At 45.2% G+C, this 20,027-nt stretch carries 16 protein-coding genes and 1 other RNA gene; 8 read left to right on the top strand and 9 right to left on the bottom strand.

Annotated elements, in window-relative coordinates:
- Positions 1–204: 204 nt before the first annotated feature.
- From L0659_RS07445 to L0659_RS07435, 3 genes are all read right to left on the bottom strand, one after another.
- Positions 205–1,113, bottom strand: a complete 909-nt coding sequence (locus L0659_RS07445) for a relaxase/mobilization nuclease domain-containing protein (RefSeq protein WP_235125128.1) — start codon at positions 1,111–1,113, stop codon at positions 205–207.
- Positions 1,098–1,490, bottom strand: a complete 393-nt coding sequence (locus L0659_RS07440; protein WP_235125127.1) for a plasmid mobilization protein — start codon at positions 1,488–1,490, stop codon at positions 1,098–1,100. Before L0659_RS07440 ends, L0659_RS07445 begins: the two co-directional genes overlap by 16 nt.
- Before the next feature lie 171 nt (positions 1,491–1,661).
- Positions 1,662–2,570 carry a toprim domain-containing protein gene (locus L0659_RS07435; protein ID WP_235125125.1) on the bottom strand — a complete coding sequence of 303 codons (909 nt, stop codon included), beginning with the start codon at positions 2,568–2,570 and terminating at the stop codon, positions 1,662–1,664.
- A gap of 137 nt (positions 2,571–2,707) precedes the next feature.
- Here L0659_RS07435 and L0659_RS07430 point away from each other — a divergent pair, with 137 nt between their 5' ends.
- The 4 genes from L0659_RS07430 (at position 2,708) to L0659_RS07415 (ending at position 4,162) form a co-directional block, all read left to right on the top strand.
- On the top strand, positions 2,708–2,986 hold the full coding sequence (locus tag L0659_RS07430) for a hypothetical protein (RefSeq protein ID WP_138366770.1): 279 nt from the start codon (positions 2,708–2,710) through the stop codon (positions 2,984–2,986).
- Positions 2,987–3,183: 197 nt separating this feature from the next.
- Positions 3,184–3,363, top strand: a complete 180-nt coding sequence (locus L0659_RS07425; protein WP_235125123.1) for a hypothetical protein — start codon at positions 3,184–3,186, stop codon at positions 3,361–3,363.
- Positions 3,364–3,458: 95 nt separating this feature from the next.
- The gene (locus L0659_RS07420) at positions 3,459–3,710 is read left to right on the top strand and encodes a hypothetical protein (RefSeq protein ID WP_235125122.1); all 252 of its coding nucleotides are present in this window, start codon (positions 3,459–3,461) and stop codon (positions 3,708–3,710) included.
- Between the two features lie 62 nt (positions 3,711–3,772).
- Positions 3,773–4,162, top strand: coding sequence for a VOC family protein (locus L0659_RS07415; protein ID WP_235125121.1), 390 nt, complete (start codon positions 3,773–3,775; stop codon positions 4,160–4,162).
- A gap of 266 nt (positions 4,163–4,428) precedes the next feature.
- On the opposite strand, the gene L0659_RS07410 is transcribed toward L0659_RS07415, so the two are convergent.
- The 3 genes from L0659_RS07410 to L0659_RS07400 all read right to left on the bottom strand — a co-directional run bounded on the left by L0659_RS07410 (position 4,429) and on the right by L0659_RS07400 (position 8,808).
- Entirely contained in the window at positions 4,429–5,643 is a 1,215-nt protein-coding gene (locus tag L0659_RS07410; RefSeq protein ID WP_235125120.1) for a site-specific integrase, read from the bottom strand.
- 248 nt (positions 5,644–5,891) lie between these two features.
- Positions 5,892–6,263: a transfer-messenger RNA gene (ssrA, locus tag L0659_RS07405) on the bottom strand.
- Between the two features lie 235 nt (positions 6,264–6,498).
- A complete protein-coding gene (locus L0659_RS07400) occupies positions 6,499–8,808 on the bottom strand; it encodes a TonB-dependent receptor (RefSeq protein WP_235125119.1) in 2,310 nt (769 codons plus the stop codon).
- Between the two features lie 167 nt (positions 8,809–8,975).
- Between L0659_RS07400 and L0659_RS07395 the strand changes: the two genes are divergently transcribed.
- Positions 8,976–9,413 (top strand): PepSY-like domain-containing protein, encoded by a 438-nt coding sequence (locus L0659_RS07395; protein ID WP_235125118.1) that lies wholly within the window; start codon positions 8,976–8,978, stop codon positions 9,411–9,413.
- A gap of 75 nt (positions 9,414–9,488) precedes the next feature.
- On the opposite strand, the gene L0659_RS07390 is transcribed toward L0659_RS07395, so the two are convergent.
- Positions 9,489–11,252 (bottom strand): RagB/SusD family nutrient uptake outer membrane protein, encoded by a 1,764-nt coding sequence (locus tag L0659_RS07390; protein ID WP_235125117.1) that lies wholly within the window; start codon positions 11,250–11,252, stop codon positions 9,489–9,491.
- 34 nt (positions 11,253–11,286) lie between these two features.
- Positions 11,287–14,523, bottom strand: coding sequence for a TonB-dependent receptor (locus L0659_RS07385; protein ID WP_235125116.1), 3,237 nt, complete (start codon positions 14,521–14,523; stop codon positions 11,287–11,289).
- A gap of 377 nt (positions 14,524–14,900) precedes the next feature.
- On the opposite strand from L0659_RS07385, the gene hemF reads away from it, so the two are divergent.
- Positions 14,901–15,818: an oxygen-dependent coproporphyrinogen oxidase gene (gene hemF / locus L0659_RS07380; RefSeq protein WP_235125114.1), complete on the top strand. Its 918-nt coding sequence runs from the start codon at positions 14,901–14,903 to the stop codon at positions 15,816–15,818.
- Here the strand turns inward: hemF and L0659_RS07375 are convergent.
- On the bottom strand, positions 15,789–16,871 hold the full coding sequence (locus L0659_RS07375) for an o-succinylbenzoate synthase (RefSeq protein ID WP_235125113.1): 1,083 nt from the start codon (positions 16,869–16,871) through the stop codon (positions 15,789–15,791). The two genes, hemF and L0659_RS07375, sit on opposite strands and share 30 nt — an antisense overlap.
- A 67-nt stretch (positions 16,872–16,938) precedes the next feature.
- Here L0659_RS07375 and lpxK point away from each other — a divergent pair, with 67 nt between their 5' ends.
- Complete coding sequence (gene lpxK, locus L0659_RS07370) at positions 16,939–17,991, top strand: tetraacyldisaccharide 4'-kinase (protein ID WP_235125112.1); 1,053 nt, start codon at positions 16,939–16,941, stop codon at positions 17,989–17,991.
- Positions 17,992–17,999: 8 nt separating this feature from the next.
- Positions 18,000–20,015 (top strand): putative porin, encoded by a 2,016-nt coding sequence (locus tag L0659_RS07365; RefSeq protein WP_235125111.1) that lies wholly within the window; start codon positions 18,000–18,002, stop codon positions 20,013–20,015.
- Positions 20,016–20,027: the final 12 nt, after the last annotated feature.

Genomic DNA, 20,027 nt, shown 5'->3' with positions numbered 1-20,027 from the left:
ATCTGTGGTTGATTGTTCTTGCCTCTGCGTATTCGATATCCTGTTAGCCATGGCTATATCGAAAGTCACACAGCGCTCTTGGATGGCCTTTGCGCTATAATTCTTACCGAGAGAACTTCCATTAAAAACTGCTTTCGAGCGGTGATCGACATAAGTAATTCCATAGATCAGTCCGTTATCGTTCTTTCGGAGAACAGTATCGATTCAATCTCGTTCGAAAATATTAATGAGGCGATCAAGTGTCACATTCGTCTTTCCATACAATGTAAAATCAATCGCGTTTTTGATCCTTAGCTTGTCTGTTTGCCGCAATTGCTCATTGTTTTCAAACCGATTTTGCAAGTTTTTTAATGTTGGCTTTTGGTGAAAGTCGCTTGCCTTAATAGGCACACCAACCCGTTCACCCTTTGCATTCAACAGCCGGTAGTGAAGCCCGCCTTTCTTGAAAGTTCTAGACTCTTCGTTTCCGCGATCTGCCGCCACATTGTAGCGGTTCAATACCGCGTTTAACTCGGGAATTGAAGTGAATTTGTACTTGTCGATAACCCATGCAAGAATATTCGATATTGCCCGTTTGGTTTCAACCTTACCATAGTTTGCACTAACCATAGCAGGCTTCAAATGTTCGGATTGCTGTTGTTTTTTGCCTGATGCCTTCACCAGATGAAACTCTTGTTCGATTTCCTTCCTTGCCCTTTCCGATTGGTTTCGTCCGATATTCTGTGTTTCAACCCGGCTTCCGTCATGCGCTACTTTTACGCTCACAATATGGATGTGCGGATGCCCGGCATCGTGATGTTGATACACCAGGAATGGCTGGTCACCAAAGCTAATCTTCTCCATATAAGCCTGCGAAATTTCTTTCAACAGCGCCTTGGAATGTTGCTCAGAAGAGTCAAAGTTTAGGGAGATATGGACGCTATTTCGAACCACATTGGTGTTCAAAGAAGCTAACTTTAAGAGCATATTCAAACGTTCTTGTTCGGAAAGATTTGCGGCATCGTCTGGGTAGTTTCCTGCTATAATGCACTCTGCAACTCCCTCTTTTAACTTGTTTTCATTGTAATAGAAAGTGCTGCGGATCGACTTTCCAGTCTTTATGATTGCAACCATATTTTCGAGGCTTTGCTGATGTAAATATGGATCTCATTCACCTTGTCGATCAGGCGATTTTTATCACCCTCATAAGCTTCCAACCAGCTTCGGAAATCGGCAATTTGTGAGAGTGCATGCAGTCTTTTAACAGCTTGATTCAGGTTGCTGCCGGCCTTGCTTAGCTCGCTGCGAAGGCGTGTAAGTTCAACCATCACTTCGTCAAATGACTGGTTCCTGTGGTTGACGATAACCGGCTCGGAAAGCAATACTTTCCTTGCGTACTCGCTCGTCTTCCGGCATGTTGTTCTTTGCACTTTCCGGAGAAGCTGCTGAAACTCCTCAGGCGTTAAGCGGACATTCAGCAACTTGGTTCGATTGTTTTTGTCTTTCTTCATCACACTTCCATTTTCACATTTCGACATTCATTTTTTATTCAATCCCGCCAACGACTCCGGAGTGTTTGAGCGGGCCAGATCCTTAGTTTGTAAGACAAACTGACATCTGGCCGATTGCGGATAAGAGGCAATCTTTACAGCTTTTCAGTACGTCAATGTTGGTAATTTCTTTCAAGAAAGATTCAAAAGTCTGAGAGGCTTAGGTGATGCTGTTAGCCAATCATTTAAATCTTTGAAGCCATCATACAGTAGACTAGCATCATTGTATTTTTCACTGATGCCTTTTGCTACTGAACTACACTTTAACCCCGCCGTGTCCCGGTCGAGATACAGGTTAATCTGACTGTGGCGTTCAAGAAACGATCGTGACCTTTCGAAAAGTGAGATGGAATTGAGTATCACATGATTCTCCGGCACCTCGACTGTTTGGTTCATGATGGTCTTGTACGATAAAAAATCAAACATCCCTTCGAACACAGAGACAGTCGAAGCACCAACATCAATGGTGGTTATGTCTTTCGGACTGCTCGCAAGCTTTGTAAATGAGTTGCGCAGCTCGTAACCACCTGAATCATTCTGCAAGCCCAAAGCAAAATTCCTCCGGTCACCGACTCGGTAATTCACCTGCGTGCAATATCGCTTGGCTATTTCTTCAAACACACATCTTGACGAGATGTAACTGATTAGCAATTCACTGCTTAAAGTCGCCGTCGATAAAATTTCCAGTGGACTTTTAGTAACATGGATCACCCTTGGAATAGGTCTCGGTCGTGGCTTGTGAAAGGATAGATAATCCGAAAATAGATTGACCACTTCGCGGACGGTACACTGATAAAACAGTATTGCAAAATCGACAAGGTTCCCACCGCTACCCAGCCCATGATCATACCATCGATTAAGATTTCTGTTGACCTTGAATGAGGCAGTTCGCTCATTTCTAAATGGCGATAAATACCAATGGTCGACACTTCTGATTTTGTCCGGCTCGAACCCGAGCTCCAATAGATAATCCACAATGTCTAATTCCTTGATTTGGGCCAAGGTCAAAAGCCCACCATTCCCCCTCGTTCTTTCCCTCATTTTGCTCAATGTTTTGTTTTGTGACAGCGAAAGTAAGGAGCTTGAAAGTCAGACACCTATCCTAGGTAAATTCTCCTTAGGATCGTTTCAAGGGCAATTGGTAGTTTTGTAGAGTTCCAATTTTAACTTAAAAAGACATGATGAACGTGAAAGATTTGACCAGTGTGTATGATACCATCATGAGTATCCCTGGAATGAATGACCAAATCAAAATCGATTTGAAAATCAGCAGACGGAATGTTTTGCTGCTGACCCAGGCAATCAGAAGGGCGCTTAGAATTCCTGGTGATGAAAGCAATCCCGACTTGATCGACATAGCTTCAAGTGAGTCGAAGGATGAGTTACTGGCTTTGTCAGCAGATTGTCTGCAAAAGTCTGGCCTGGTAGATTTGAATGACCGGCTTGCAAAGTTGTAGGAAATTTTTTGGTCGTAATGGCTACTCAGTCAGTGGATAACATCTCGAACCAAGATTTAGATCTGCATAATTTCTCACAGCCACTTGAATTTAAGACGCCATTTAGATATTTTTGAAATCATTAGTTTGATACTTAAAATATCTCAACTGTTCACTCATGAACAAACTGACCTTTCGCCATGACTACTAAATTCCCAATGACTACGCGAGAACTTTATCATAGCGTGGGACTTTCAACTTCTGACATTACTAAGATTGATGATCCAACATTTGTATGGGTGATTGCCGCGTTCGCTAAAAGTGCAGACGAACCAGCAGCTGCATTTTCTGATTTCGATTGTGCTCTTAATTTGGTCAAACGCGTAAAGCATTTGTAGAGGGTGATGTTGGGCTCAGGCCTGTTTTGAAATCCACAAATAAACTCAAAACGGACCGGCACACACGATTAGTTGACGTTGGCTTAACACCGTACATGATTAACTTCAACAATAGTCGAAACGGCATTGAACTAGTAGATGATCTTTGCGATGACCTTGACGAATTAACTGTCGATAAGTTGATGCGTAATCTGAATAGGATTGGCGAGATAGCGCCAGTAGATCTAGGCGATAATCTTCATGGGACATTTTGGGCACCTAATGGACACCTTGCAATCAAAAAGGCCAAAGTATTTAAAGCAGTATTAGATTCTTTAAAGGACAAACGACCAGTCGACTTTGTTTAAGACAAGATCTATCTGTCGATACCCAGATTGTGGTAATTAGGAATAAATCTCTGAATTCAATTATGAGCGCGCACATAAAACTGAACATTACACCGTTCCTGATAGTCACCGATGCCTTGGGCGCAGCCGCTTTCTACGAAGCGGCATTTGATGCAACCATATTGGAAAAGTCTACCAACGATGGGAGAATGAATGCGAGAATTGGAATAGGCAATGCAGACTTCTGGATTGGGGATGAGGAACCGGAATTTGACAATCTTAGTCCCACAACAATAGGAGGATCGCCAGTTCGCATGATTTTGACAACATCGGATCCCGACACAATATTCGTCAATGCATTGAAGGCCGGAGCTACCCAAATTTGTCCAGTCACGGTTGAAGAAGACTCGAAAATTGGGAAGCTCAAAGATCCATTTGGTCATATCTGGGAAATTGGTTGTCCTCTTCACTAAAAAAAGCGAATGTCAGAAAACCGTCTTATTTGGATTTTAATAGTTAAAGAAAGCCCTTCTAACAGTGGCCCTCTAACAGCCAAAAGGAAACGGAATAAGTGCCTGGAAGGCTGGTGGCTCAACTTTGCACTTCCTGAAAAAATGGAAAAGCCGCCATTATGCCGTAAGCTTTTGGCGGCTTCTCTCAGTCTTTTGAAATAGGGCCACTTATTTAGCTGCCCTTTTACCGAGTTTGTTTGTCGATAACCAGTATTGTAAGCACAATTTTAAGAATACAAGCCCTCTATTTTTTTCATATCCTCTGCGATTTTCTTATCGACAATTTTGGCATAAAGTTGAGTTGTTCTGATATTTCGATGTCCTAGCATTTTGGAAACGCTTTCCATAGGAACACCATTCGTTAATGTCACTGTGGTTGCAAACGTGTGCCTTGCCAAGTGAAAGGTTATATTTTTAGTTATTTGACAGACATCAGCAATTTCTTTAAGGTAAGCGTTCATTTTCTGATTAGAAAGCACCGGTAAAAGCTGGTCCTTAACCGAGCATTGCGGATGGTTTTCGTACTTCTGCAATATTTTTCGAGCTGCTGGCAATATTGGCACTCGTGAGGCTGTCTCTGTCTTCTGTCGCTTGATTGTTATCCATAGCTCGCCTCCATGCCCTTCAATAACCTCAGAACGTTGCAGCTTAAAGACATCGACATATGACAAGCCTGTATAGCAGCAAAACAAAAATATGTCTCTTACTTGATCCAGTCTCACGTTGTTAAAGTCTTTCAAACTGATATTTTCGAGCTCCTTCTCAGACAATGCAGACCGATCTACTTCACGTTTAGCAAACTTAAATCCGTAGAACGGGTCTTTACCTAGCCAGCCCTTTTTGACGCAGCTTAGTACAATCTTCTTGAAGTTTGCGAGGTACTTCATTGTAGCATTGTGCCCACACCTGCGTTGCGCTTTAAGCCAGAACTCGTACTGTGCAATGAAGTCGTAATCCAAGCTTTGAATACTCAAATCATTCAAATTGTATTTCCATTTGATAAATTTGCGCGTATGCTCTAATGAGGTTTTGTACCTAACCAAAGTTATTTTCGAATACTCTGTACCGACCAGAGAAGCCATATCACAATTATGCTTTTCGAAGATCTCTAGAATCATTTTCTTTTTGTCATCGTCATTAACCAGCTTATTCTTAAATAACGCTGCGGTGATGTTAGTCTCTGATTCAACCATTTTTCGATGAAGATCGTAAACCTTGGATTGAAGCACATCCAAATAGGAATTTATGCTTTTGACCTCTTCCTTATTGCCCACCACCCTTCCAGCTGCCGAGTTCCACTTTGTGGGTTCGCATTCTCGTTTTGTAGCGACTTCCATGCGTTTTCCATCCACCGTCACTCGCAAGTAGATTGGGAGTTTTCCTTTCAAGTAATTGCTGCGTTTTTTTAAATAGAATAGCAGCGTGAAGCTTTTTGTTAACATAGCATAGCAATTTAAGATTGATAAAGATAAAATTGCAGCTAAGTAAAATCAAGATGTTCATTCGGTGAACCGGCTATCAATCAATGCTTTAAGTCAGTTTTGGTGAGCACCTTCTTGTATTCAAATTTTGCTCACCGAAACGCTCACCACAGATTTGAGAATAATTGAATGTTTTAAGTTAACGCCAACAAACAAAAAGCCTACAAATCATTGATTTGCAGGCTTTTGATGCTTTTTGCAACTGATACTTGTGGAGATGCAGGGAGTCGAACCCTGGTCCAGAACAGGGAAACCCTGCGCCTTCTACATGCTTATCCGTGATTAGGTTGTCGGGCCAGACAAGGTGCACGGCGGACCCGCGTCATGGCCTTAGATACTGGTGTCTCGTTGAATTTCCGTATCACTATTTCAACCAGCGCTGATTTGCGACACCCCGGAGCCCAACCATCAGCACGTAGGTTGGAGGGATGATGGCATTAGCTAAATCCTCCGGATTAGGCTGCCATGGCGTAAGTAGATTCGCCAGTTATTGTTTGAGACCATTATTTACGGGAGGTAATCTCAACTCCCGACATGCTTACACACAGACTTCCAACCCGCTGTCAATTCCAGTCACCCCCATCATTAAGTTGGCATTCGGACTTCACAATAGCAGCAAAATGCCGCCAGGTTAAAGTTTCATTGCAAGCTAATTTACAGCATTTTTCATCAAAAGGTTCACCCAACCAAAGAGAATTTCAATCACATCCCCAACCAAACTCCCCTAAGCAACTGACCGTAAACCTCTTACTGCCCCACATTGCATCATTAGACTCATTTAATTATTCACTCATTCACTCATTCACTCATTGAACCTCAAAACTCCCACCGGTAACTAAGCACCGGGATCAATCCAAGCTGATACTGTGTCACAACGGAATCCTTTCTCTTGTCGAAATAGCGATATGCCTCATTTTTGGTGCCGGATACATTTTGCAGGTCAATCGACAATGTCCTGCTGAACTTCGTTTTGCTTTTCTTCCAATAAACCCTTAGATCCGGCCTGAAATAGTCTTTCATTTTGACCGAATAATGGCTTTGTTCTTCGTAAAGGGTAGTTTTCAGGATTTTGGAATATGCTGCATCGATGGGCTTGTCCCGGAAACCACCAAGCCAGAGCACTTTTACATTAACGCCCCATAGGCTTTCGTTCCCGGACTTGAACTCTTTTCCACTCGTCAGACTGAATGTATGCCTTCCATTGAAGCGGCTTTTGTGCCGTTGACCTAAGAGATCTACATAGGTCGCGTCGTATAATGAACCTGAAACGAGCAGGTAAAAGTCATTGGTCAGCAGCTTCTGAAAACTGGCTTCTATGCCATAATTTCTGGCTGAGCCGGTATTTTTCATAAACACAGAAGGTATTTCCTCGATCAGATTGACCGCCGAATAATTATCCCGCATTCCCTGACCAACCGGCACATCGAACAAATGCTGATAGTAAGCCTCAATTTTCAGGCTGCTGTTTTTGGGAAGGCTTTTTTGATAACCCAAAACGACTTGCTGAGAGCGTGTCGGAGAAAGATTTTTGTTACTGTAAAAGTCCGTATCAGAAATACGTGTAGCATACAAACCGGCGGTCTGCATTTGACTATGCAGGCCAAACGATGCACTGAGTTGATCCGTCTCGTTGAGTTGCCATTTAATTGCAGCCCGCGGTTCTGGTAATGCACTCAATTTATCGGTTTTTTCGACCTGGCTGAGCATTGCATGAAGTCCGACTTCTGCTGAAATCCTGGGCGCTACCTGGAACGACCATTTGACGAATGGCTGAAAAACCAGGCTTTTCAAATTGGTATTTGCAGACCAGACATCCGTTTCGTATTGATTCAATGTAACAAAAAGCCCTCCCTGAAACCTGACCCGCGGATTGAACCGATAAGTTAATGTTGTGTTCAGCGAAACTTTACCATTAACCAGCTCCTGATCATCCAGGAGCTCGTTTCGTTGTGAATTCCTGCTGTTAACCCCGTATGCAACCCTGGAACTATATAATGTTGAGCCGACAAGCGCGGTACGCAATGATAATTTGTTCCCGAGCGGTTGTTCGAAAGTCAGTCCGCTCGCGAACATTCTGTTTTTGTATAAAATATTTTGCCCATCCTTTGCAAACTCCCATGCTGTGGTGTCCTTGTCCGGCTCAAAAGTATTGCTGCTGATTCCACCCATTCCAAAAACCGTAAACTTCCCTCCTTTCGCAGTCGGAAAATTCAGATTGAATGACAAATCCTGAAAGCGAATGTCTTCTCCGCCAAACTTAACGCCCACCGCGCCCAGCAACCCTGTGAAAGAATAGCGGTAATTAACCAGATAGGATGCTTTTGATTTTTTGGAAAATGGTCCTTCGGCCGCAAAGTCGAGTCCCAATAAGCTGGCTTGGGCGGTAAATTCAGTTTTTTCATCATTTCCGTTTCTTAATTGCATGTCCAGGATCCCACCATTGACATTGCCGTATTGAGCTGGAAATGGTCCGGAAAGAAATTGTGATGTGCCCAAAAGCTGCGTGCTTAGAATGTTCACGCCGCCGCCTGTCGATGTAGGCCGGTCGCTGAATGTACCCGCATTGGACAAATGGTTCGGGTTTACAATTTCCACGCCTTCCAGCCTCCATTGCATGCTATTAGGTGAATTTGCCCTGATAACCAGCCCATTGGCCTGATCATTGGCTGCTGCTACGCCGGGGAATGAAGTCGCAACCCTGGCTGGGTCCATATAAGTGGCAGCATAACGGAGCGTTTGTTCGATGGTAATTTCTTGCACACTATTAAAAGCAACCGGCCGGGCGCCTGTAACTATTGCCTCGTTCAGTTGTTTTCCGGCGGGTGCCAGCCTCACTTGCTGTACATTCTCCCTTCCGGACTCCAAAAGCAGCTCAGGAATCCGGACTGTTTCATACCCTACATACGAAACGGAAAGCTGATAGCGCCCTGTCGGCAGGTTATCGAAGCGGAATGCGCCCTCTGAATCGGTTATTGTTCCGGTTTGAGGTGAGGAAAGAGAAACAGTTGCGCCTACAAGCGGAGATCGTGTATCAAAATCCCTGACCGTACCACGGATGGTTGAATTGATGTTTTGGGCAAAGGCCGGTGTGATAAAAAACAACAAAAAAGGCAGAATTCTAATCATTTCAGGACGTTATAGTAATTATTTCGGCAAAAATAGGTCGTTACCAGTTACAAACTATCCTGCACACAACATCTGTGTTGAATGAAAAATCTAGAACAGACATAGGGGTTTCTTGTTTTTCAGTTGTCAAAATAGAAAAGCAATGTTCCAATTTAACCATTGATAAAATGAAGAAAGCAATCTCAATTTATTTTGTACTGATTCTTTTGGCCGTTTCTGGCTGTGATAATGAGAAAGTTGTAGACGAAACCAGTTTGCCGCAGCAAGCCTCAGAATTCATTGAAGCCCACTTTCCAAATGCGAAAATCGCCCGCGTAGTGCGTGATCGCGACGACCTGCTCACCAATTTTGATGTCATCCTTGACAACCAGGTTGAGCTGGAATTTGACAAACAGGGAGAATGTTACAGTGTGGATGGCAATGCGAACGAGAAATTGCCGGACAGCGTAATTCCATTGAAAATCCTGGAATATGTGCAGAAAAACCATCCTGATAAATACATTACCGATTGGGAGAAAAATAAAACGACGCAGGAAGTGAGCTTGTCGGATAACAAAGAACTTGTCTTCAACCTGAGCGGAACATTTCTTAGAATTGATGACTGATTAACCGGATGGATGTTATAAAAAAGCGAGGGCGACCATTTGGCCGCCCTCGCTTTTGTTTGTTATGCACAGATCTTAGTAACCTGGGTTCTGCGTCAATGTAGGCTTACCATCCAACTGACTGTTCAGGATTTCGTCCTGAGGAAGCGGATAGTAGTTGTTTTTCTCTGTAAAGGTTTTGCCAGCCATGTAACCTCTTTTGCTGAATGTACGGCCGGATGGCTCTTTGCCGGGAACTGCTTCCTCAGCAGCATACTTATTAAGCACTTTGGCGGCAATGCCCCAGCGAACCAGGTCGAAGAAGCGGTGGCCTTCCATCGCAAATTCCAATCTCTGCTCCATGCGGACTGCGTTTCTGGCGTAGTCGGCACCTTTGCCTGCGAATGTTCCTGCCGGATAGGGCTCCACTTTGTAAGTCACGGAAGCATCCTGAACCGAGCCGGTTTTTGCGCGCAAACGGATCTGGTTTACATAACCTTCCGCGGCTGCCAGGTTTCCAAGTTCAACTTCACATTCAGCCAGCCACAATAATACGTGTGAAAGCTTGATCATGCGGAAGTTGTTGTTCACGTTACGCTTGCTTGTGGAGTGCGTTGTGCTGTTTTCCTCAGACAGGTAATACATCCATTTTTTACCTGTAAATGGTCCCGCATAAACCTGATCACGAATCCAGGCAGAGCCCGGCATAGGGCCCCAATCCAGGAAGTTAACGCCGCGACGGCCAACTGTCCAGTCAAGGCGTGGGTCCACAGGAACTGTTTTGTCTAATGTAAATGCAGCGGAAGAAACGATTCCCTGGTCATTCGGAAGGTCCACTTTATTGTATGTATCCAAAGTGCCGTCCGCAGCAGTACCGATCATCGGCAAGCCATTTTCGGTTTTGAATGCATTCACAAGGTTGTGCGAAGCCTGGTAAAAACCGCAGCAGCCACGTCCGGGCGCACCCGCAGAATACGGCCAGTTCAGGTTATCACCCGCATTACCATTGTTACCATTCGTTCCGTCGTTTACAGAAAACTGCACTTCAAAGATCGATTCGGTGTTGTTGTTGCCAGTTGTCCTGTAATTATCGTGATAGTTGGCAACCAGTTTTTTGCCTGAATTTTTCAACACATCGTCCAGCAAAGTTTTTGCCTCAGCCCATTTCTTTTGGAATAAATAGGTTTTTGCCAGAAAGGATTTCGCAGCCCATTGTGTTGCTCTTCCTTTTTGGGCCTGAACCGGTGGCAAATTATCCGCTGCAAATTTGAAATCAGCCTCAATTTTAGGCCAAACATCGTCTGTATTAGGGACTTTGGTTGAGTTCGGATCCGCTGACACATACACGGTTTCGTCGATAAATGGAATCTTGTTCCACATTTTCTTGGCTTCAAAATGGTAGAAACCTCTCAAAAAACGCGCTTCCGCAACAACCTGAGCAATTTCAGCCTCCGTCATATCCTTTACCAAATCACTCGTAGCGATCTGGATCACTTCGTTACATCTTGCAACACCATCATATTGGTGCCACCATTTGCCCAGGAAGTAAGTGTTGTCCGAAAGCCAGTTGTACTGCTCGATGAACGACTGTTCCGGCTGGTCACCTGCATCGGTTCCTTTCACCGCATCATCGCTGGCAATTCCGCCAAAAACATAGTTTGAAACCGTAGACTGACGACCTGTATTCCCTGAGCCAACGCCATCAACAAGCGAATAAGCACCTATTAATAAGGCGTTTACGCCATTTTTATTACTTAGCTGCTCAACAGACGCGCGGCCCTGCGGTTTAAGATCGAAAAAGCTGTCAGAGCATGAAAAGCTCAGTCCAATCAGAACGATTAATATGGTTATTTTTTTCATTGTAATGATAAGAAATTTCGTGAATGTCAAAGGATTAGAAACCAAAACGCAAGCCTACCAGATATGATTTAGAAACCGGGTAAGCACCTTCATCCACACCCATGTGCTTGTCTTCGTTGTTATTACCAGATCTTCTCAGGTTAATGTCCGGATCAAGCCCTGTGTATTTCGTGAATGTGAACATGTTTTGTCCTTGCACGTACACCTGCGCGGAAGCGATTTTCACCCTTTTCAGCAATTTAACAGGCAATGTGTAAGTCAGCTGAACATTTTTCACACGGAAGTAAGAACCATCTTCCAGGAAGTAGGAAGAAACCTGCTGGCTCGTTGCATCGCCAGAGTTCAAGCGTGGCAATTTCGCGTCGTCACCCGGCTTTTTCCAGGAATTGTAAAGCATGTCTTTGGATCTGTTACCCTGGAAAACGTTGAAATCCGTCCAGTATCTCACATAATTAAAGATTTCATTGCCCTGAACGCCCTGGCCGAATACAGTCAGGTCAAATGCTTTGTAACCTACATTCAAATTCACACCATAATTGAAATCAGGGTGCGGGCTGCCGATGATCGTACGGTCAGCGGCAGTGATGATGCCATCGCCATTTACATCCCGGAATTTGAATGTTCCCTCACGTGTATACGATCCGAATTTAGGAGCTGCATCTGCCTCTGCCTGATCTTTGATCACACCATCCACGAAGTATCCATAATAGCTCGCGATCGGGTAACCTGCTTTGGTTGCGGACATAGCCGGAAGGCGCGTTGAGAAACCGAAGATCGTTGCGTTAGGGTCATTGTTCAGTTTGATCACTTCATTTTTATAATGACCAAAATTCACACCCGCTGCGTAGTAGAAATCTCCTTTTTTATCGCGGAAGTTAAGACCGATGTCAAAACCCTTGTTGCTAACCTCACCAATGTTCGTGTAAGGGATCGTTCCTGTTCCGGCTGTTCTTGGAATGGCGATCTGCGTCAACATATCCGTTGTCTTACGGTTGTACAAGTCAAGCACGAATTCCAGTTTACCATTCAGCAACACGGCGTCAAGACCAATGTTCGTAGAAGTATTGGTTTCCCATTTACCATTGTTATTACCAAACTGCACAAGGTCAAATCCACCCACGATAGATGTTCCTGTTCCATTAATATCGTAAGCATTATTCTGTGGGTCAGGCGCGTACAATGTGTAAGCATTGTAAACGTTCGGGATCAGCTGGTTACCTGTTTTACCCCAGCCAAAACGAATTTTCAGGTCATCCAAAATCTTCTTGGTAGGCTTCATGAATTCCAGCTCTGTAAGGCGCATACCCACCGAGAATGCGGGGAATATACCGTAACGGTTGGCTTCTGAGAAACGGGAAGATCCGTCGCGACGCAATGTAAAGTCAGCCAGCAAAAGCTCTTTGAAACCATAGTTGATTTTTCCGAACTGGGAGAAAAGTGCCGTTCTTTCCGCACCACCTCCTGCATTGGCCAAACCGGACGCCGAACCTGCATCCAGATAACGATAGTCCAGGTCATCAAATGCAAAGCCACTCCTGCTTGCCTGAAAAGCAGCAAAATAGGTTTTAACAGCTTCTGTTCCCACCAGGAAATTGAAGTTGTGCACACCAAATGTTTTGGCATAATTCAATGTATTGAACCACGTGATCGAGCGGTCCAGGTTGTTGATCACGTTCAGGCTATTCGCATTTCTGGATTCTGCTGCTTCAATGTCGCGGTGGAAATATTCCGAGCGGTTTGTCTGGTTGTATTCCAAACCAAAGCTGGTACGCGCAACCAGTCCTGGCAAGATATCCACCTGTGCAAACATGTTTCCGAACACGTGCGTGCCTTTTGTAATGTTGTCCTGCTCACGATACAGACGTGCCAACGGGTTTGGCGCATTACCCAGGTTACTGCCGCGGCTTCCTGCGAATCCATTGTATGCTGAAAGGTTCGTTCCGCCCAAGGCAGCAGGACCTCCTGTAATGTCAAAAACCGGAATGATCGGGTGAACGCGGATGGCAAACATGATCGGGTTACCCTCGTCATTGTTAGTAATGCCTTGTCTTTCATCATAAGAGAACGTAAGGTTCTCTCCCACAGTGAATTTGCCTTTTGTGAACTCTGTGTTGGCGCGGATCGAGTATCTTTTGTATTTGGTATATCTCAAAATACCATCCTGCTTGAAATGGTTGGCAGAAATCGCATATTTAGCTGATTTCGAACCACCGCTTGCACCGATCTGATAGTTGGAAATCGGTGCCGGATCGAAGATCACGTCCTGCCAGTCAGTTCCTTCTTTGTTTGCTTTTGTAATGTTGAAAGCTGTTTTGCCAAGCGCAGGATCCGCAATGTCATTGGTATAAGTGTAATTGGATGGCAATTCACCATAAACGTTCGGATAAATGTAATCCGCAATGGTCTGGTTGCCATTTTCGTCAAACTTATATTGTACAGAAGGCGAAGTCGCCGAAGGATTTTTACCAGCGCCCAGGTCCGACTGATACAAATACTGGCCCAACTCCTTTGTATTCAACAGATCAAGCATTTTACCAGGTCTCTGCGTACCCGTGTAAAAATCAAATGTAATGCTCGGGTCGCCTTGTTTTCCTTTTTTAGTTGTAATGATCACAACCCCGTTTGCCGCACGTGCACCGTAAATAGAAGCCGCGGAAGCATCCTTCAACACCTGCATGGATTCGATGTCATTCGGGTTCAGCTGGTTAAGTGTTCCTTGTGTAGGAACTCCGTCTATTACGTAGAGCGGGCTGTTGTTGTTGATAGACCCGAATCCACGGATACGGACCATTGTTCCGCCGCCCGGAGAGTTATCATTTCCAACGGTTACACCCGCTGCGCGTCCCTGCAACATTTGCGTAACGCTCGCAGAAGGCACAGCCGTTAATTCCTTGGTATTAATGACCGTCACAGCCCCGGTAATGTCCTTTTTGCGTTGAGCCGCATAACCTGTTACAACGACTTCCGTAAGAGATTTTACGTCCGCGCTCATGGAAATGTCGATCGTGCTGCGGTTTCCGATCTCAACCTCCTGGGTGAAATAACCGATGTAGGAAACAACCAGTGTTCCTGTGTTAGAGGGAGTGGCAAGCATAAAACGGCCGTCAGCGTCCGTCGTCGTTCCGGTAGTTGTTCCTTTTAAGAGCACGCTAACCCCGGGTAATGGCACATTTTCGGAAGCATCAGTAATGCGTCCGCTTAGCTGGTTTTGTGCCCAGACGTGCAGCACAGAGAAACACAGTAAGATAGTCAGGTAGAGATTTTTTTTCATTAACTGTTCGGGTTTGTTTAAAATATAAATAAAAAAAGATGTAGTTGTAACCTACTGTCACAAAACAGAGCGGGCTAAAAATTGATGTTTCGAGTAAAATAGGCTATTACTGGCAAATTATAGAAAAAATCATAGATATCAAGAAAATCGTGGCCGATTTGGCAACATTATCTTTCAAACGACGTTGTGCGCATTTTTTCGGTAAAAAGTCACCCTTTGTTTACTTTTTTATAACGATTCTGGTTAAAATTTTACTTTATCTAATTTTTTCTACACATGCCTGCAAACTATCATGAAACCAGATGCCGGATTTGCCTGTCCTGCGAAGGGTGTTTTAAGTTTTATCGTATTTTTGCCCGCTACGATAACGGTTAGGTATGAAGGTCGACGAAATAGAAGGATTTTTTAAGGAATTGCAGGACAGTATTTGCAGTGCGATTGCGGATGCGGATGGGACGGGAAAATTTAAGGAAGATCTGTGGGAACACCATTCGGGTGGCGGCGGAAGGACGCGGCTGATCCAGCATGGCAGTGTGTTGGAAAAAGGCGGCGTCAATTTTTCAAAAGTGCAGGGTGAAGTGCATCCAAGGCTTCGTCAGCAAATGAACCTGGGCGAAAATGACGATTTTCACTTCACGGCTACCGGCGTCTCCATAGTCATGCACCCCTACAATCCGCATGTGCCTATTATACATATGAATGTGCGCTATTTCGAGCTAAGCAATGGCACTTGCTGGTTTGGCGGCGGCATTGATTTAACCCCGCACTATATTAATGAAGCAGATGCCGCTTTTTTTCACAATTATCTGAAACAATCCTGCAATAAGCATCACATTGATTTTTACCCCAAATTCAAAACCTGGGCCGACGATTATTTCTTTATTCAACACAGAAACGAAACCCGGGGCATAGGAGGCATTTTCTTTGATTATCTGAAACCGGATGATGCCGGAAATGGGAATGGGCTTTCAAAAGAGGCTCTTTTTGCTTTCGTAAAGGAGATCGGCGAATCATTTGCACCTATATATACTGCATTAATGCATAAACACCGCGACGAAGCATTCACGGAAGCCCAAAAGCAATGGCAGTTTCTGCGAAGAGGCCGTTATGTGGAGTTTAATCTGGTTTGGGACCGCGGGACGAAGTTTGGCCTGGAAACCAATGGCCGCACGGAATCAATATTGATGAGCTTGCCGCCGCAGGCAAATTGGGAATACAATTACGAACCCGAAGCAGGCTCGCCGGAGGCTGAAACTTTGGAAGCGTTAAAAAAAGGGCTGAATTGGGCTTCCTGATTTATCGTAAATAAGATAGCCGTTTTGCACAACCAATGGCGACTCAAAATTATTGGTGTAAAGCTGGCCGGTCCCCAAACCCTGCGGAAGCGGGTTATTATAGGAAGCCGTGAACTGCGCGATGGCGCTGAGGCCAATGTTGGATTCCAATGAAGAAGTGATCCACCAGCCAATGTTGAGCCGGTTTGCAATTTCGATCCATTCGGATGTGTGCCGGAAACCGCCGAGTAATGTGGGCTTCAAAATGATAAACGGGGGCATCAGCTTTTTCAGCATAGCAAATTTTTCCCGGTAATCGAATATGCCGATCAGCTCTTCGTCCAGCGCAACGGGAATGGGCGACGAAACGCACAATTCCTGCATAAGCTGATGTTGTCCGGGCTTAACGGGCTGTTCAATGGAATGCAGGTCAAATTCGGCCAGTCGTTTGAGCTTTTCGTCAACATTATCTGCTTCAAAAGCACCGTTTGCATCCACCCTTAATGTAATGTCTTCTTTATCAAAACGCTTGCGGATGGATTCAAGAATGCGGCATTCCTGATCAAAGTTGATCGCGCCAACTTTCATCTTTAATGTAGAAAAACCCTGCTCCAACTTATCCTGGACCTGCTCGGACATATTTTCGTAGGAACCCATCCAGATCAGCCCGTTCATCAGTATACCGCTCTCTCCTCGTGAAAAAGCATTTTTGAACTGAACCCTTTCCCCACCGTTCATAATGTCCAGCAAAGCCATTTCTATTCCAAACCGAACAGAAGGCAAATGCTGCGGGATAACCTGGTCCAGAATAATGCCGAGATTAAAAGGAAAAACGTCCAGATCCATGTCGTTGAAAAGATCGCAGACAGCGGTCAGTTGCAGCTCATAATCGGGCATATCGTCGACGCTCAGACCGGGCAGCGGGCCGCATTCGCCATAACCTTCAATGCCAGGTTTCTCGGAATCAGTGATTTTGATCAGCCATGAAGTCTTTTGTGTAAGAACCCCCCGGGAGGTGCGCGCTTCATTCCGAAAATGCAGCGTGTACGGTTTATACACAATTTTTAAAGGCATGATTTTGAGGTGTCAGAGTTTTTCGGGGCACAATATTAGCCAAAAAATACGTAATTATGCACCAGTTATGAAAGAACATAATTGGATAAAAATCGCACTGACACCGTTTTCGTGGGTATATGGTTTGATCACCAACCTCCGCAATTCGTGTTACGATCACCGGTTATTTTCTTCCGGAAGGCCTCCCCGGTTTGTGATTTCCATTGGCAACCTCACCGTCGGCGGAACGGGCAAAACGCCTGTTACCGAATATCTCACAAGACTCTTTTCCAATAAAATACCCACGGCCATATTAAGCAGGGGTTACGGACGCAAAACACGTGGTTTCATTTTGGCCAATCCTGCGTCAACGCCAGCCGGGATCGGCGATGAGCCTATGCAGTATTTTCTCAAATTTCATCCCGAAGTCGTGGTCGCCGTTTCGGAAGACCGCTTCAAAGGTGCGCAGAACATTGCTGTCTCAAATCCTGAAAGAAAGCTCCTGTTCCTGGACGACGCTTTTCAGCACAGGGCCATTTCCCGGGATGTTAATTTGCTGTTAAACGATTTTCAGAGACCATTTTATAATGATCTCCCTTTCCCTGCCGGACGCCTGCGCGAAAACCGCAAGGGCGCCAGAAGGGCCGACGCCATCATTGTCACCAAAGCCCCTGCCCTGCTGACGGACGACGTCAGGGCGGAAGTTACGCGGCAAATTCAGAAATACAGCCGCCCGGAAACGCCGGTTTTCTTTTCATTTATTGAATACGGTCAACCCGAAAGCTTTGCAGGGAAGCCTATATCGTTAAATAAAGTTAAAATGGCCGCTGGCATTGCAAATCCTTTGCCCTTCGCTGCACATCTGCGGGCCCGGTTTGACGTTACAGATGAGGTTGTTTTTCGGGATCATCATAATTACTCTTCCGGTGACGTGGAAGAACTGATTAAGAACTTAAAAAACGATACTTTTGTGGTAACAACCGAAAAGGATATGGTTAAGTTGAAGCCGTTGGTTGAAGCATCAGGCGTGGCAGGAAAGTTTGCCTATATTCCTGTTACCGTGAGTTTCGGCAGTGATACCGGACGCTTCCATGAATGGATTTTTAAACAAACCGGTCACCTCTTTCAGGCAGAACGATAGTTGCTTCTATGAGAATTGCTTTTTATATAATACTGTGGGTTTTAGGCAGTTTCATCTTTTTTATTCCGACCATTCAGGCGCAGGTAAGGATGCCCGGCGGCATGCAGATGCCGGGTAATACGGGCAGCGGCGGCGCACGCGGCCAGCAGGGAAGCACAAGCGGCACGGGCGGCTCACAGACGGGCGGCGTGATCCTCGACGACAGCACAAAGAACATTTACGGCCCCAGCACCACCCACCATTATTTCGAGAACGACATTTTAAATAACCGGGATTCAACACGTTACCGGGTCGACACGAGCTTGACAAATTTTCACCGCTGGACGCCGGTGGACCGTTCATGGGGAAAGCTTACGGACCTGGGGAACACGGTTACCGCCACCCGGAACCTTCTTTTTTCGCCGCGGGAGGATATCGGGACACAATTGGGTTTCAGATCTTACGATGCTTATGCGATCAAGCCTGAGGATGTGCAGTATATGGACACCAAATCGCAGCATACAGAGCTCAATTTTATTTCCGGTGCACGAAAAACCTCATTGGGAAGCTTTTCTTATACACAGAATGTCCATTCCCGTTTCAATTTCGGGCTTGGCTTTCGAAGGCTTACTTCCAACAAGCAATACGGGTTTGTAAACACATTGAACTCCGGCGCATTTCTGGGACAAAACTGGACCCTTCTGGCACATACAAGCTTTTTTTCCAAAAATAAAAAATACCTGATACTCGCCCATTACCGCCATATGAACCAGAAAGTCCGCGAGCAGGGCGGGGTGATCCCGGATGTGGGCGACGATGGTATCGTTGACAAATATTCGTATGACGGCGCGGCGCGGATCAGCGACGATGCGAACTCCTGGGAAAGGAGACAAGGACTGCACATCTACCAGCAGTATCGCCTCGCAAATGGTTTCCAGGTATTCCAGCAAGCGGATTATTCCACAGTAATCGATCGCTATACCGATCTTGACATTTCGCGTGGTTTGGAAAAAGAGGTTTACCCGGCTGCCAAATACGATCTGGAGAAAACGCGGCAGGACATTTATTACAAGCTATTTGATAACAAAGTTGGGATTAAGGGCTTTTATTCCGGCTTCAATTACCGTGCTTACATTCGCCAGCGTTTTTACGGCATGCGTGCCGCCACGCAGCTGGGAAACGAAATCGGCGAGACTTATACAACTTACCGGACAGGTTTGAAATTCGATAACATTATCGGCGCGTGGCTGGGTTATTATTTGAAAGATTCTGTCAATTATCTGACTGCCGAAGCTGACCTTAACCTGGCTGCCAATGTAGAATATCGGTTGAAAGGAGAACTGAATACGCGTTGGGGAAAGGCTGGTTTTCAAAGCATCCAAACTGCGCCGGACCTTCTGGTACAGCGTTATCTGAGCAATCATTTTGACTGGCGCAACAATTTTGACCCAACCAAAGTACAAACCATCTTCGCGTCCCTGCCCCTGAAAACAGAAAAAATCTCTTTTGTTCCTGAAATTCAGATCCACCAGGTCAATGATTACATTTACTATGACACGCTGGCGCTGCCAAAGCAGTTGAACTCCGGTTTCCGGTTGCTTAGGGTCGGTTTTAACTCCGGGATTAATCTCAACAAATGGAACTTCACGACGATGGGTTTCCTGACATTGAATGACAATAAAGATGTGATCCGGATTCCTGCGTTGTTCGCCAGCGGCGAGGTTACTTATGATTTTGTGTATGCCAAAGTTCTGTTTATCCAGCTGGGACTGGCTGCCCGATATCGCTCGGGTTATCTGGCCGACAGTTATATGCCCATTACGCAGCAATTTCACATTCAGAACGATTACCGGCTTGGTGATAATCTGATCGTGGATGGCTTTGCCAATGTGCGCATCAAGCGTGTAAGACTGTTTTTCAAAATGCAGTATCTGAACCAGGGCGGCAATTTCGGTCTGTTCCCGAAGGGATATTACATTGCTCCAAGCTATCTTGGCCTCGCCAGATCTTTTTCTTTCGGCGTGAACTGGCCGTTATTTGACTAATAAATCCTGAAC

This window comes from Dyadobacter sp. CY347 (assembly GCF_021502655.1).
In the GTDB taxonomy this organism is placed as follows: Bacteria; Bacteroidota; Bacteroidia; order Cytophagales; family Spirosomataceae; genus Dyadobacter.
This window is presented reverse-complemented; position numbering and strand designations above follow the sequence as displayed.